At 56.5% G+C, this 15,062-nt stretch carries 13 protein-coding genes and 1 pseudogene; 3 read left to right on the top strand and 11 right to left on the bottom strand.

Going from position 1 to position 15,062, the window contains the following annotated elements; translation table 11 throughout:
• Window positions 1-374 precede the first annotated feature (374 nt).
• A complete protein-coding gene (locus tag AAAC48_RS06380) occupies window positions 375-1,367 on the top strand; it encodes a bile acid:sodium symporter family protein (protein WP_340653377.1) in 993 nt (330 codons plus the stop codon).
• A gap of 35 nt (window positions 1,368-1,402) precedes the next feature.
• On the opposite strand, the gene AAAC48_RS06375 is transcribed toward AAAC48_RS06380, so the two are convergent.
• From AAAC48_RS06375 to AAAC48_RS06360, 4 genes are all read right to left on the bottom strand, one after another.
• The gene (locus AAAC48_RS06375) at window positions 1,403-2,785 is read right to left on the bottom strand and encodes an AcvB/VirJ family lysyl-phosphatidylglycerol hydrolase (protein WP_340653376.1); all 1,383 of its coding nucleotides are present in this window, start codon (window positions 2,783-2,785) and stop codon (window positions 1,403-1,405) included.
• On the bottom strand, window positions 2,782-5,403 hold the full coding sequence (mprF, locus tag AAAC48_RS06370) for a bifunctional lysylphosphatidylglycerol flippase/synthetase MprF (protein ID WP_340653375.1): 2,622 nt from the start codon (window positions 5,401-5,403) through the stop codon (window positions 2,782-2,784). The genes AAAC48_RS06375 and mprF overlap by 4 nt, the downstream gene beginning before the upstream one ends.
• Before the next feature lie 187 nt (window positions 5,404-5,590).
• Window positions 5,591-6,070, bottom strand: a complete 480-nt coding sequence (locus tag AAAC48_RS06365) for a hypothetical protein (RefSeq protein ID WP_340653374.1) — start codon at window positions 6,068-6,070, stop codon at window positions 5,591-5,593.
• 307 nt (window positions 6,071-6,377) lie between these two features.
• Window positions 6,378-7,070: a fumarylacetoacetate hydrolase family protein gene (locus AAAC48_RS06360; RefSeq protein ID WP_340653373.1), complete on the bottom strand. Its 693-nt coding sequence runs from the start codon at window positions 7,068-7,070 to the stop codon at window positions 6,378-6,380.
• A 132-nt stretch (window positions 7,071-7,202) separates the two neighbouring features.
• Here AAAC48_RS06360 and AAAC48_RS06355 point away from each other — a divergent pair, with 132 nt between their 5' ends.
• Window positions 7,203-8,501 carry a glucoamylase family protein gene (locus AAAC48_RS06355; RefSeq protein WP_340653372.1) on the top strand — a complete coding sequence of 433 codons (1,299 nt, stop codon included), beginning with the start codon at window positions 7,203-7,205 and terminating at the stop codon, window positions 8,499-8,501.
• A gap of 75 nt (window positions 8,502-8,576) precedes the next feature.
• The gene (locus AAAC48_RS06350; protein WP_340653371.1) at window positions 8,577-9,488 is read left to right on the top strand and encodes a diacylglycerol kinase family protein; all 912 of its coding nucleotides are present in this window, start codon (window positions 8,577-8,579) and stop codon (window positions 9,486-9,488) included.
• A 49-nt stretch (window positions 9,489-9,537) separates the two neighbouring features.
• Here AAAC48_RS06350 and AAAC48_RS06345 read toward each other — a convergent pair whose 3' ends face one another.
• From AAAC48_RS06345 to AAAC48_RS06315, 7 genes and pseudogenes are all read right to left on the bottom strand, one after another.
• Complete coding sequence (locus AAAC48_RS06345; RefSeq protein WP_340653370.1) at window positions 9,538-9,972, bottom strand: hypothetical protein; 435 nt, start codon at window positions 9,970-9,972, stop codon at window positions 9,538-9,540.
• Window positions 9,973-10,096: 124 nt separating this feature from the next.
• Window positions 10,097-10,972 (bottom strand): alpha/beta hydrolase, encoded by an 876-nt coding sequence (locus AAAC48_RS06340; RefSeq protein ID WP_340653379.1) that lies wholly within the window; start codon window positions 10,970-10,972, stop codon window positions 10,097-10,099.
• 13 nt (window positions 10,973-10,985) lie between these two features.
• Window positions 10,986-12,605 carry a molybdopterin-binding/glycosyltransferase family 2 protein gene (locus AAAC48_RS06335; protein ID WP_340653369.1) on the bottom strand — a complete coding sequence of 540 codons (1,620 nt, stop codon included), beginning with the start codon at window positions 12,603-12,605 and terminating at the stop codon, window positions 10,986-10,988.
• Entirely contained in the window at window positions 12,602-13,315 is a 714-nt protein-coding gene (locus AAAC48_RS06330; RefSeq protein WP_340653378.1) for an XdhC family protein, read from the bottom strand. Before AAAC48_RS06330 ends, AAAC48_RS06335 begins: the two co-directional genes overlap by 4 nt.
• A 2-nt stretch (window positions 13,316-13,317) precedes the next feature.
• Window positions 13,318-13,656: an XdhC family protein gene (locus AAAC48_RS06325; protein WP_340653368.1), complete on the bottom strand. Its 339-nt coding sequence runs from the start codon at window positions 13,654-13,656 to the stop codon at window positions 13,318-13,320.
• 16 nt (window positions 13,657-13,672) lie between these two features.
• Complete coding sequence (locus tag AAAC48_RS06320) at window positions 13,673-14,935, bottom strand: VWA domain-containing protein (RefSeq protein WP_340653367.1); 1,263 nt, start codon at window positions 14,933-14,935, stop codon at window positions 13,673-13,675.
• Window position 14,936: 1 nt separating this feature from the next.
• A pseudogene (locus AAAC48_RS06315) lies at window positions 14,937-15,062 on the bottom strand (MoxR family ATPase); the annotation flags it as partial.

Raw genomic sequence — 15,062 nt, 5'->3', positions numbered from 1 at the left:
GTCAGGGAACTCTCTACGTCAGAGGATCGCGCGGCGGGTGTCATCCTTGCGCATGATCGACGGGGGGCGAACGCCAGTTCCCGCTGATGCGTTCAAGTATTGCCGTATTGGAAATACGCCGAATGCTATGTTCAAGCGGATATCAACCGCGTGAGCGCATCAATCGCAGCAATAAAGGCCTCGACAAAGGAAAGCGCGGCAGGTCTTGTTATCAGCCGCTTGCACGAAAGCTAAGATCGAGCCAAAGGTCCCAACCCTCAATACGCCAGGTGCTGTCGCGGCGCGTGAAAATGTGATCACGGTCTTGCGTTTCCCGCGCAATAAAGCGTGTGATAGACGGTTGTACAGCAACCAAATGAGTCCCGGAATGAACCATGCGCCGTTATCTGCCTGACACCTTTACGATGATGCTGGTCGGAGCGGTGATCCTCGCATCGTTCTTTCCTGTCAGCGGCGTGGCGGCAGACTATTTCGGCCTGGCAACAAAGATCGCCATCGGCCTCCTGTTTTTCCTGCATGGTGCGCGATTGTCGCGTGCCGTCGTCATTGCAGGTTTCCTGCATTGGAAACTGCACATCACCATCCTTGCAGCCACCTTCATCCTTTTTCCGCTGCTTGGTCTTTGTGCAGGGGTTCTGGTCCCGGGCATCCTGCCGCCCGCCCTCTATACGGGTATACTGTTTGTGTGCGTATTGCCGTCGACCGTGCAATCCTCGATCGCCTTTACGTCGATTGCCGGCGGCAATGTGCCTGCTGCGATCTGCTCGGCATCAGCTTCCAATATACTTGGCATGTTCCTGACGCCGCTGCTCATCGGTCTGGTGCTGTCGGCAAGTGGTCACGTGGGCTTCTCGCTTGATGCGCTGAAATCAATTCTTCTGCAGTTGCTTGCCCCATTTGTACTGGGCCAGGTGTTGCAGCCATTGATCGGGAATTTCATCAGAGCCAAGAGAAATCTGCTCATGCCTGTGGATCGGGGTTCGATCCTGATGGTCGTCTATTTGGCATTCAGCGAATCCGTGACCGAAGGCCTGTGGCATACGGTTTCGATCCGCGATCTTGGCGTCGTGATCATCGTCGACATTCTGATCCTCGCCATCGTTCTTGCTGTGACGATGTTCGGGAGCCGTTTGGCAGGATTTTCGAAGGAAGACGAGATCGCCATTACCTTTTGTGGTTCCAAGAAAAGCCTCGCGAGCGGCATCCCGATTGCGACGGTGATCTTTGCCGGGCAGAGCATAGGCACCATCGTGCTGCCGCTGATGCTGTTTCACCAGATCCAGCTCATGGTCTGCGCCGTCATCGCCCGCAAATATGCCGACGCCGCAAAGCGAGCGCGGGTAGAAAATATACAGACGGCAACATAGGCCTAGAGCGCCCAAAATGGGACACTCTTTTGGGTTCACTTCGGCTGACGTGCTGCCATCGCCTGCATCAGCTTGGACGCCAGCATGTCATATTTCTCGTCATAATGATGATCGCCCTGCAACTCGATCTTCTGGACTGTCGACAGCGATGGATCAGTGCAGGCGGTATCGTCCTCTTCGGAACCATAGACACACAAAACCTTGTCGAGCGGCAGCTTTGCGACTGCTGGCGCGACTTCATTATCGCCGCCCAATCCAAGCCACGCCCCTACTGAAACCTGGAACGGTGTCGTTTCTTCCGTACCGATCAAGCCGACGAGGCTGACGCGATCCTGCAATTGCTTTGGAAGATAGGGCCACGAAAAGGGAATTGTATTGGCACCAAAGGAGTAACCGAGCAGAAGGACAGGCAACTTGCCCGTTGGATCGACCTTCGCCACAATCCGGTTGATGTCCTTGGCGATGTCCTCCGGTTTGCGCAACGACCAGAAATAGCGCAGCGAATCCACGCCTACGACGTGCACGCCCTCTTTTGCAATGATGTCGCCTACGGATTTATCGATATCGCGCCAACCGCCATCGCCGGAAAAGAAGACCGCAAGATATTTTGGAGTTCCATTGCTTGCTGGAATATCAACGATCGGCAGGGATTCCGCCGAGGCGTCTTCCTTCGCAATATCAACGGCAGCGTCTGCGGCGATGGCAAAACGTTCGGCCTTCGTCGCGCCGAGCTTTTCTTGCGCCAAGAACAAACCGGCACTTGGCGGGCCCTTGGACTCAGCATCAGGCTTTTCCCGGACAATTGTCGCCGGATTGGGCAAATCGGCGTCGTAGGAGTAGCTGAACCCTTCGCCCGCGACAGGTTCGTAATCAGCCCCTTCGCAGGATGGCAGCTTGGTCTTCAGGCCAACAGAAGGATCTACCACAACAGCACCCGCCAGAGTTGCGGCCGGCGCATCGGCAACTGACGCATAGGACATGACGCCGCCCTCGCCGATGCCGATGACCACTGGATGCATATAGGTGTCGACGGCAATCTGGCGCTGCGCCTCCTTGGCTATCCCCTCAAGATCGGACACGAAGTAGGTGCAATCTCCGGTATCCTGGTCCAGTTCCTTGCGCCATTTCTCCAGATCGACCGTCAGCACCAGAAAATCCCGGTCGAGCAACAGCTTCGTCATGGCTTCGTCATCAGTAGCAAGGCCTCCTTTCTGCGACACGAGGATTGCAATGCCGGATGGTTTCCCGTTTGGCGCTAAGAGCGGCACGTCGTTCAAACGCTCGGACGACACGAGAATCCGGTTGCCCGATGACCCGAAGCCAAAGCGTGGAAGATAATGAAGAGCGGCGGACAGAGCGATGCTGACAATCAGAAGTGTAAGAATGACAAGCAGATAGGGCCTGCGTAGAAATTTCATCGTTTGAAGACCTCGAGGGGGCTACCGCTAACCAAATTCGTTGCGTCGATGAGCGAACGAGGCGTCGCGAGGCCCGGGGGGCAAATCAGATAGTAGGGTGTCCATTTCGGGCCGAACTTATCCTTGAAAGCGCGCAGTCCGTCAAATCGATAAAATTCAGCCCCGCGGCGATAGATGAACGAGCCAATCCGGTTCCATCGCGACGCCAGATGACTGTCGGAAAGGCCCGAAAGCGGTGCAGCGCCGAGATTGAACCAGCGGTAGCCTTCGGCCTTTGCAGCCATCAGGAGATTGGCGAAAAGTCCATCCATGATGACGCTGGAGGCATCAGGCAGGTGGCGCATCAGATCAACCGCGATTTCGTGATTATCCGCACCGCGCCACACATTGGCGAAGGCAACGATTGCGCCTTCCTTGCGCAGAACGGCGATATCGAAATTCGAAAGATAGGCGTTCTCGAACGAGCCGAGCGAGAAACGCTTCTCCGAGCCAGATTTCATTTCAAGCCAGGCATCAGACACGTCACGGAGTTCGTCCAGGATGTCCTGCGTCTGGTCCCTGGAGATGATCTCGAAGGTGATCCCTTCCTTTTCCAGCCGCCTTGCCGCGTAACGCAGCGGCTGACGTTTGGAGCCCTCCAGCGAAAAATCCGTGAGATCGACCCGGGCAACCTCGCCGAGCTTCAGCGCCGTCAATCCCATATCGAGAAACAATGGCAGCCGCTCCGGTCCTACTCCGTAGAATACCGTTCGTGATCCGGTACGGTCAGCCAGCCCGCGAAACGCCCAGGCCAGATCGGAAACTGCGCCGTCACTGCCCACAGGCTCCCCCATGGAAACCAGACTTCCGCCCGAGCGGGCATACATCACAAAACCTCGACCTTTCGGATCCATCAGGAAACGTTTGTCGCCAAGCAAGGCAAGCGCATCTGAGGCGCGCGGGGAAGCAGCTACCAGGTCGGGCACCTGTTCGGGGATCGGTTGCGCACGCAACTTGCCGCGGCCGACGCCGTTGATCACCGTATTAATTGTAATGGCGGCAAGAAACGTCAAAAGCAGAACCGACGCGCGAAGAAACCGCGATGCCTGGGCGTCCCATGCAAATTCCCACCAGAGCTCATTCGCATATTCTACATGCCGATAGGCAAAGAAGCCGAGCCAAATCACAGCAAAGGCTGTGGTGCCGATACTTGCGAGCCAACCCCAGGTCAGGTTGAACCGTTCGCCCAATGGTTTGCGGTAGAAGGAATCACGAAACAGCAACAGCGTGCCCGCCATGAGGGCGAGCATCAAAGCTTCTTCCCAAGCGAGCCCCTTTGCGAGTGCGAAGATCGCGCCGAGACTGAAGAGTACGAGCGCAAGGAACCATGCACGCCAAAGACGCCGGGCAAGGCCTCTCGCCACGATAAGCAATGCCAAACCGACAAAGCTCGCCCCGAGGTGCGACATCTCCAGAAATGGCATCGGCAGCACGTCGGCGAGCATTGCAAGCCGCCGATGCAAGTCGGGAATGACCGCCGAGATCAGGAGGACGATTCCGCCGAGGAACGCGATGCCGGCCGATAGTGGTGGAATGAGCGGCTCGAACATGCGCACGGCCAGTATCGTCGGACCGGCAAGGATATGGCGTTTGCGCAGAATTTCGGAAATGACGAAACCGGCGATCGCCACCAAAAACGGGATGAGAGTGTAGATGGCGCGATATGCGACGAGCGCTGCGATAGCATCGGGATTTTGTCCGAGGCCGAGGCCCGCGATAATGGTTGCCTCGAATGCGCCGATACCGCCTGGCGCATGGCTGATAATGCCAAGCGCCACGGCGACAACATAGACGAGAGCAAAAGCCGGAATACTGCTGACGGCACCATGAGGAAGCAGGACATAAAGCGTTGCGGCCGCAGCTGCTACGTCAACGAGACCCGCCAGGATCTGCATCAATGCGCCTTGCGACGACGGCAGGCGGACAGAAAGGCGTCCGATCTGGAGCATCCGCTCCTGGCGCGAAAGCCAAAAGAGAAGAACCGCAACCGCGACCAGGACCGATGCGCCAATTATCTGATCCACGACAGGTCCAAATGACACAACCCATGGAATCCGTGATGGATCGATCACCAGCGCAACAGCGATCAGAATCGTGAAGGCAAACCAGATCGCAAGCCAGGAAGTACCTATGATACGGCCGATATCGGCTATATCGATACCCTCCGCGGCGTAAACCCTGTAGCGAAGCGCCCCACCGGTCAGCAACGAGAAGCCGAGCGCGTTGGAGATTGCATATCCGGCGCCACCTGCCATTGCTGAAATATGGTACGGCACCCGCCCCGGCGCGATCGTTTCGACGGCGACCACGTCGTAGAGCGCAACCGCAGCGAAACTCACAACCGTGAAGAATAACGCAAGCAGCAATACACGGCCAGACATGGTATGGAGCGAGTGCTTGACGTCGTGCAGATAAATGTCGCTGGAAAGATGGCTCAGGACGAGCAGACTGATCACTGCCACGGCAATGCCGAAAAAAGCGAACAATGCTGACTTGGTTTTCTTGCCGAACGGGTGTTTTGACTGCGCCCGGGCCTCAATCCTGCGTATTTGGCTTTCGTGGTCAGGAATCGACGTCATGGGTGTTCCAAAGCGAAAAACGAATTAATCAGGCCAATTTCGCTATGAAATTGGGAGGGCGTCATTAGCCTTGCAATAATGGCGGGATTGAGCCGAGAATAGAGACAAAGTTTAACTTCCACCGGCCAAAACCGGATGAAATATAACCAACCTGTTATTACAATCTGATGATTAGAGCAATGTCGATTTAAGCACGATCCAGCGCCAGATGGCGATAGCTTCCAGGTGCTCTGACGCGCCCCACTGCAGCTGAAGGCGGTGTCAATCCCATCCCCTCGGTAATTGCTGTGGCAACTGAGTTGCTGTTCTGAATGAGGAAGGAATAGCGCAAGCCGGAAAGCCGTATTTTCTCGGCAACATTGACGGCAGCGCGCCAGCGCGCAGCAATGGAAGCATAACTGCCATCTATCAGGAGTGCCGTACGGGACGTTGGGCGCACATAGAATTCCGGATGGTAGACGAGATCGCGTTTGGCGTAGTCGGTGATCACCGCGGTAAGCGGCCCCCGGATGGCACAATAGTTGAAGCTTCCGTCAGCATTCGCGGCACCGCCATTGATTTCGTAGAGTGGCCTTCCCGTTTCATCCGCCCAGACGACAAAATTATGGCTAGCGATTCCGGCAAAGCGCGGGATCGGATAGGAGCCAAAAAGGATGCGGTGGTTCATGGAACGGTAACTCTCGAGACACTGAATTAGGGATAACCGAATCTTCAATAGACCATTTATTTTCAAAGACAACACCACCATTCTTCACAGAATTGCGAGCGAATTTTACTTAGCCAGCGTACTTAGACGCGACAAAGCAAGATTGCGAATATTTATGCCAAAATCTGGCAATTTATCCGTTCTGATCACCAAAGACTGTTGAAATCGATACGAGCTATCGAAAAGAGTGGCCCTCAGATTTTATTTTGTTCATCTGGCATTTGTTTCGATGCAACAGGTTCGCTTCGCCGGCAAACCTCTGATCGGTCTAGACAACACGCACCCTGATCTCACCAATCCCTTCCACACCGCCATGCATTTGATCGCCACGCTGAATTGCACCTACGCCCGCCGGCGTACCAGTATAGATGAGGTCTCCAGGTTGCAGCGTGAACAAAGTCGACAGATAGGCGATCGTCTCAGGGATCTTCCAAATCAACTGATCGAGGTCGCCGCGTTGGCGTTCAGTGCCGTTGACCTTCAACCAGACAGCACCTTGGTCGGGATGGCCAATGCTCGATGCAGGAACGATGGCCGAACATGGTGCAGAAGCTTCAAATGCCTTGCCCACTTCCCAAGGGCGGCCAAGCTTCTTCGCTTCGCCCTGCAGATCACGACGGGTCATGTCGAGGCCAACAGCGTAGCCAAACACATGATCGAGCGCATTTTCTACGGTAATATCAGCGCCACCTTTTCCAATCGCAACAACCATCTCCATTTCGAAATGCACATCTTTGGTCGCAGCTGGATAGGGAAAATCGTGCCCGTCTGTCACGAGACAGTCCGGGTTCTTCTGGAAGAAGAATGGCGGCTCGCGGTTTGGGTCATGCCCCATCTCAATGGCATGATCGGCGTAGTTGCGGCCGACGCAATAGATGCGATGAACCGGAAACAATTTCTCCGAACCGATTACCCGCAGGGTTGGTTGCGGAAGTGGGTCAAAAACGAACTGATCTTTCATTGCATGCGCCCTTCACAATTTGCACGATACGCACCTTTCTGGACTGCATACGCGTACGACATGTTATAGAGATCAGACGATCGCCCGATGCAACCCGGCATAGTGCCCTGTGCAAGGATTTCTCATTCTACGATGTACCTGAGATCTGATTTGCGAAATCCGCCGATTGCGGAAGTCAGCGACGACGCGCTGCTGGATGAAGTGCAGCGGGCCAGCTTTCGCTATTTCTGGGAGGGCGCGCATCGGGAGAGCGGGCTTGCCCGAGATCGGTCCGGACGTACGGCCGACCCGAACAATGATCTTGTCGCAATAGGCGGGTCCGGATTTGGTTTCATGGCGCTTCTCGTTGCCATCGAACGCGGCTGGGTCACCCGCGATGATGCAATGGTGCGGTTTGAAACAATGCTGTCGGTGCTTGAGCGCACAAGGCGCTACAATGGCGTCTTTTCGCATTTCATCAACGGCCGAGACGGCTCGACAGTCCCATTCACGAAGCTGGACGATGGCGGTGATCTGGTCGAGACTTCGCTGCTCATACAGGGGTTGATCTGCGTTCGGCAGTATTTTGCCTTAGACGAACCCAGGGAAGTCTCCATCCGCAATCGCATCAACCGGCTTTGGCACGAGGTTCAGTGGAATTCCCACATCAAGGGCGACGAGAGGGTACTGTATTGGCATCATAGCCCGAAATTCGGCTGGGCGCGCAATGTACCGATACGCGGATGGAATGAAGCGCTCATCACCTATGTTCTCGCCGCCGCATCACCCGATTTCGGCATCGATTGCGAAATATATCATGAAGGCTTTGCTGCAAACGGCGCCTTCCTCAACGGCCGCGACTATTACGGTGTTACGCTACCGCTCGGCCCGGACTATGGCGGCCCCTTATTCTTCGCGCATTATTCGTTCTGCGGCCTTGATCCACGCGGCCTTGAAGACCGCTATGCCGATTATTGGCAGCAGAACTGCAGCCATGCACGGATCAACTATCTGCATAACGTCAACAATCCACATGGCTACAAGGGCTACGGTGCCGATTGCTGGGGCCTTACTTCCAGTCACGGTCCCAAAGGCTATGTCGTCAGTTCCCCAGGCCTTGATTTCGGTCTGATCGCACCCACGGCTGCTCTCAGCAGCCTGCCTTACTTGCCGCAGGAGTCCATGCGGGCCTTGCGCCATTTCACGGCGCTGCCGCAGCACAAGATCTCCGGGCGTTTTGGATTCGTCGACGCTTTCTCCTTAACAAGCAATTGGTTTGCCAGAACCTATCTCGCCATCGACCAGGGCCCAATGATCGCGATGATTGAAAACCACCGGAGCGGTCTTTTGTGGAACCTGTTCATGAGCGCTGCCGAAATTCAGATTTCGCTGCGGAAACTTGGGTTCGCAAGCCCCCATCTTGCACCAGAAACGGAACCAAACGGATATTGAGGCCTTGCTTCACCTGGAGCAAATGATCATCTTCCGGTCACGTCCGCGTCCATTTCTGCAAATCAAGGAACAGAGATGAAAGTCCATGCCGTTTTCAACCGCGATGGCGGCACATTTCGCACGACGGACATGGTGCTGTTCGCCAAAACGGCGAAGGAAGTCTTTGAAAGGCACGGGCATTCTTTTGAAAGCGAACTCGTAGCAGGCAAGCATATTGTAAAAGCTCTAAGGAGTGTTGCGGCCGAGGCAGGCGAGCACGTGCTGATGGCCGGCGGCGGCGACGGCACGATTTCAGCCGCTGCTGATGTTGCATGGAAGGCCAAGGTACCGTTGGCAGTGCTCCCTGCCGGAACAATGAACCTGTTTGCGCGCGCGCTAAAAATACCGCTGGAACTCAACGCAGCACTGGAAAGCCTTGCAAGCGGAACCATAGAAACCGTCGACATATCAACGGCCAATGAAGAGAGCTTCGTCCACCAATTTTCCATCGGATTTCAGCCGCAAATGATCAAATTGCGCAACACTTTGGAGTTTCGCTCGCGGTGGGGCAAACGGCTGGCAAGCATGCGGGCGTTTGCCAAAGCTATGGGCGACCCACCGCGTTTTACGGTGCGGCTGGTCCTCGATGGTGCTGCTACAGTACGAACGGTCTCAGCCATCTCGATAGTCAACAACCCCTATGGTCAGGGGATGCTCCCGGTGCCCGACCGGATCGATCGGGGGGAGCTCGGCGTCTATATCGCAGATCGGCTAACGCCAGCAGCTTTGATGAAACTGGCTTTTACGGTTCTGACGGGATCCTGGCGCCGCAATCGCGATGTCGATGAAATTTTAGCCAAGGAAGTGGAACTGCATTTTCCACATTTGCGGCGCAGCGCCAAAGCCACCATCGACGGCGAACTGATCCCCCTGCCAAGAGATGTAAAGATCGCCATTCACGCTGGTGAACTTAAGGTTCTTGTCCCCTCCGGCGCGTGGAACAAATGAAAACGGCGCGGCTTTCGCCGCGCCATTCAGTTCAATCTTATGAGACGTATTAGCTCTTCTTCTTGCTCTTCTTGACAGGCGCAGGAGTGGCGGCAGCAGGATTTGCCGCCTTCTGGGCAGCAGCTTCTTCAGCGGCAACCTGATCGGCGCTCTTCGGCATTGTATCGACTATGGAACGAACCTTGCCCTTGTCGGTAACTGTGCACATGGCATCGCGAAGATCGGCTTTCAGCCGTACCTGGTTTACCCCACCACCAACGGCTTCGACGTCAACTGCCTTGATGTTGCTTTCGGAGAGAAAATATTTGGTAGCAGCGGCAGAAATGCACGGCTCGGCTAGCGCGGAATTTACGGGCGGGCGAACCGGTGCAAATGTCGGGATCGTTGGCATCATGGTAGGCACGCCGGTTGTGGAGCACGCAGCCAAGGGAATAAGAACCGCCAACGGGGCAATTCGGCTCAAAATGTTGGTAGGCAGGCGCATGGCTCTCTCCGCAAAGTCTTGTAGCAGGATTGGGATATTGGCCGGAAACTATTCGCTTTTCGCTATTTGTCTAGTGGCGCAACTGCCACAATGAGACTTTATTGCCACAATATTTGAGGCCATCTCAAGGCGAGACCGACAGCATCCAGTTTATTACACCGCGCCAATCCGTCATGCGGATTGGAGTACCGTGATTGCCGCTTTCAAACCGGTGAAACCGTGCGGGATAGCCTTTCGAGGTCGCCCTTATCTTTTGATAGAAAGCTTCCTGCTTGTCGATTGCGAAGACGGGATCACGGCTGCCATGACCGAAGAAGACGGGGATACGCCGCTTGAACGGCGCCGATCCAATAAACTTCTCGTCCCAAAGCGACCCAAGGATGATCAGGCCGGAAATGTCCTTCGATGTTTGCGCGTCCTGCGCAAGCCGCCAGCAAAGGGAACCGCCCATCGAGCCGCAGGCGACGAAAAGCTTGGCTCGTGGCGATTGTGATTTGAAGTAGTCGATTAGCCCGGCGATCTCACTCTCACCCTTGTCTTCGAAGTCGCTGAAATCCGGCGTCAGGTAAAGTCCACCATTGCGATCCATCAGGTTTTTCAAGCGATTGAAATTGCCGCCGAAGGTGAAGTCATTCATGCCTTGCTGGCGGTTCCCGCCTTGCCCATGCAGGTAGATTGTAATGATTGAGGCCCCGGGATCGAGTTTTCCGACCGCCATGACCTTCACAGCACCGTTCTCGGTTGTGACAACCAGATCTTTCTGCGAACGCTTCGGCTGCAACGACACGTAGCTATCTTTAACGCGGCGTTCCGGTACGGTGTCCCGGCCATTGATATCTCGCATCTCGTTATAGTCGACAACAATATAGTCGCCGCCATCGCCGGTTTTCAGAATGCCGGGATAGGCAAAAAGGTCATCCTTGTAAGGCTCAAGCTGCAATGCCGAAGCGGCGCTCGAAAAGCAAACGAAGGCGAGCGCGCCAAGGATCAATGACTTTATCAAAGGGATTTTCCTATCGGGTTGTTTCGGCGATGGTTCCGCCAGCACGATTCAACATATCTGGCGTATCCACATCAATAGCTGCTGCCTCGCCGAGTTCAACATCGATCACAGGAATATCACCTCGTTCGATCAAATGCCGCGCGCCGACATCGCCGGCAAGTGAGAACACTTCGTCAAACAGAAGCCTTGGCAACAGGACCGGGTTGCCGCGCTTTCCTTCATAGGTTGCTCTGACCACAGACTGTCCCCCGGCATGCTGGAACCGGGTGATCATCGACTTCAAATCCGACGCCGACAGCGCCGGCATGTCGGCCAGCAGCATCATCACGCCATCGGCCGAAGACGGTACATGTCGGATCGCGGTCTGCAGCGACGAGGCAAGCCCGCTGGCATAATCCTTGTTCAGCGCGATCACGACATTGAGTCCATCCAGCGCCGCGCTGCATTGCTCCGCCATATGGCCGAGCACAACGATAACAGGGTGACCGTCGGCCTCGATTGCCAGCAGGGCCGAGCGGCGCAGCAATGGTACGCTGTCGAAGGTCGCAAGCAGCTTGTTCGTCCCATTCATGCGGGTCGATTGACCAGCAGCAAGGACAGCAATGGCTACATTTGCCCTCGGCACGGGTGGCCGCGGATCGCGCGGTTGCGGGCGCGTCGCAATTTCCATCAATAAGCCGCCGACACCCATGCCGACAATATCAGTCTTGGTGACAGGTACATTCGCCATCAACCGCTCAAGCACCCAGTCAAAGCCGTTCTCCTTGGGGCTCCGCGCGCAGCCTGGCGCGCCGATGACGGGTGTTCCATCGAGTTCTCCAAGGACGAGCAGATTTCCCGGATCCACCGGCATACCCACATGGTGTACGATCCCTCCAGCTTCGCGCATCGCCGCTGGTACGATATCGCCCTGATCGACGACCGCCGACGCACCAAAGACGATGACGATGTCATTGGCCTCGTGCAGCTCGTGGATGGCAGCGGCCAACGGCTTGCTTCGATGAGCCGGACGCAGCTCAGACGTCAAAAATCCATGGTTCGCCGCAATCCGCGCTTCGATAACGCGACGGGTCTTGTCGAGCACGCTAGTCTTGACCGCAGGCAATGTCGTCTGGATCAGGCCGACACGCGAGCCGGAAAAACCATGGACTCCGAATACTGTGTTGCTGCGCGCCAAATCAGAGATCTTGTCCAGCACAGCGGTCGAGACCGCAAAGGGAATGATTTTGACGGTCGCCACCATCTGTCCCTCTGCGACCCGTTCGAAAGCTTTCAGCGTGGCAATGGTAACGGACGGATCAACGGCGTTAATGGCATTGATGAGGTCGCCGTCGACAGCGAACAGGCCAGTCTTCTCCGCGTAGCAATTGACCCGGCCGGTCGCGGCAGGCCCCGCGCGTACACCAAACCATTGCAGCGCCTCGGTTATTTTCAAGGCTGCGGCGTTCTCTTCCAGATCCGCTTGCTGCAAACGCGCAGCGATAACTTTGGGTACGCCAGCGTCGCGCAATTGCTCGATATCGCTCTCAGTGAGCACGTGGCCCTTTTTGAGTTTAAGAGCGCCGGCATGCGTAGAATGCGCTAGAATTGCGCCAAGCGCATCCTTGATCGAGATTTCGCCAAAGATCATGCTGTCTTTTCCAATTGCCGCGCTGCCCGCAGTCCTCGAGCACGAAACGCCCTGATAACTTCACCCATGACCGCAACGGCGATCTCGGCGGGGCTCGCCGCGCCAATGTCGAGGCCAATCGGTGAATGGATCAGACCTATCTGTTCATCGGTCAGACCAAGCGCTTTCAACCGGTCAACGCGCTTCGCGTGCGTCTTGCGGCTACCGAGAGCACCCACGTAGAAGCATCCGGCCCTCAGCGCCCGTTCAAGCGCCGGATCGTCAATCTTCGGATCGTGCGTGACGACGGCAACCGCCGTGTACGGATCGAGCGGCCGTGTTTCGAGAACATCCTGCGGCCATTCGGTAGAGAGCTTGACGTCAGGGAACCGCTCCGGCGTCGCAAAGGCAGTACGCGGATCGATGATTTCCATGTCGTAGCCAGCGATCTTTGCTATGGGAGCCAATGCCTGGCTGATGTGGACGGCACCGACCACCACCAGACGCGGCGGCGGCACGTGGACATTGAGGAAGAATGACCGCCCTTCGATTTCTGCGAGTGCAGACCTTCCGGACAGAAACGCCTGCCTGATCGCCTCCCCAAGCACGCCGGCAACAGGATCACCCTCTTTGATCACGCGGTCACGCCCGTCGGCAAGATCGGTCAGCAGGATCGCGGCGCTGCGAGCGCGGCGTTCTTCATTGAGTTTCTTGAGGCAATATGGATCCACGCTCAACCCAACCGTTCGACATAGACTTTAATGCGCCCACCGCAAGACAAGCCAACTTGCCACGCCGTCTCATCGGCAACACCGAATTCCAGCATTCGCGGTTTGCCCTGGCTAATGACATCCATCGCCTCGGCGATCACCGAGCCCTCGACGCAGCCGCCAGAAACCGAACCTTCAAAATGACCTGCCTCGTCGATCACCAGATGGCTGCCCACCGGGCGCGGCGCCGAGCCCCAGGTTTCGACAACTGTTGCAATCGCCACATCGCGGCCCTCAGCCATCCAGCCTTCGGCGATCATCAATGGGTCGAGTGTCTGTTCGAGGGAGTTTTGCAGTTTCATGGCCATACCTCCGGTTTCAATATGGGTGCAACCTGCCGTCGTGAAAAGAGGCTCGCTGTAACCATCGCTTCGGATCATCGTTCTTTTCGCTCGGGTGGCTGAGGGCCCTGCATAAATCATCCAGCGCATCCAGATTATGAACGGCACGGAAATCATCGACATAGGGGAGCATGGCTTTGACGCCCCGTGCTCGCGGCTCGAACCCTTCAAACCGCAGCAATGGATTGAGCCAGATCAGCCGCCGGCAGGACTTCGAAAGCCGATCCATTTCCGCTTCGAGACCACTGGTTTCCTCCCGCTCCAGTCCATCGGTGATCAGCAGCACCACCGCGCCCTGGCTAAGTACCCGCCGCGACCAATGGCGATTGAACTCCCGCAGCGTCTCTCCAATACGGGTGCCGCCGGACCAGTCCTGTACGGCGTCTGCGCAATGGGCGATCGCATCATCAGGATCGCGATAGCGCAACGGTCGCGTGATATTGCTGAGCCGCGTGCCAAAGACGAAACAATGAACGCGGCGGCGCTTGGCCATCATCGCGTGCATGAAGTGCAGGAAGATGCGAGTATATTGGCTCATCGAACCGGAAATATCGGCAAGCACGACCAGCGGCGGATGCACTTCACGGCGTGAGCGGAACTTTGGCAGAATGAGATCACCGCCAGTACGCAGACTTGCCCGCATCATCGACCTCGGATCGATGCGCGCTCCCTTGGGATCCGTGCGGTAACGCCTCGTTTCGACCTTGTCGACAGGCAGCGTCAACTCGTCCATGGCCCGGCGCGCCTGGCTGAGCTCGTCGGCCGACATCTGCGCGAAATCCTTGTGTCGCAGCACTTCCTTGCCGGAGAATGTGAAACGCGCATCGACATCGACCTCCGGCGGACGTTCGCCCGGTTCGTTGCGCGAGCTGCCCTTGAATAGGGCCTGCGCGACACGCGCCTCGGCGGCTCTGGGTTTCTGCTGTTCGCGCGCCATGGCCACGGGAGAGAACATTGCGAGCATTTTCTCGATCAATTCGCGAGACCGCCAATAAAGCCGGAATGCCTCATCAAATGTTGCGTGATCCTCGCGCCTGGTGACGAGCACGCTGTGCAGGGTCCAGTAGAAATCGTCGCGCGATCCGATGCCCCCGGCCAGGACAGCCTCGATCGCATCCGTCACCGCGGCCGGGCCGACGCGCAATCCGGCCTTGCGCAAGGTGCGCGCGAAATAAACAATATTGTCCGCAAGGCGGCTATCGGAGCGTGCTATCTCTGGCGATGGGGCGAGTGTTTCCATGTCACGCCGCGTTCAGCTCCGCCTTGACTTCATCCAGAATACGCCGCCCCTCACCGCCTGAAATTCTGGCGATATCATCCTGATATTTGAGCAGGACGCCGATCGTGTCGGACACCGTTTCCGGATC

Origin of the sequence: Phyllobacterium sp. (genome assembly GCF_037994405.1) — a bacterium.
Taxonomy (GTDB): domain Bacteria; phylum Pseudomonadota; class Alphaproteobacteria; order Rhizobiales; family Rhizobiaceae; genus Phyllobacterium.
The sequence above is the reverse complement of the archived record's forward strand: the minus strand, read 5'-3'. Positions and strand labels throughout refer to the sequence as shown.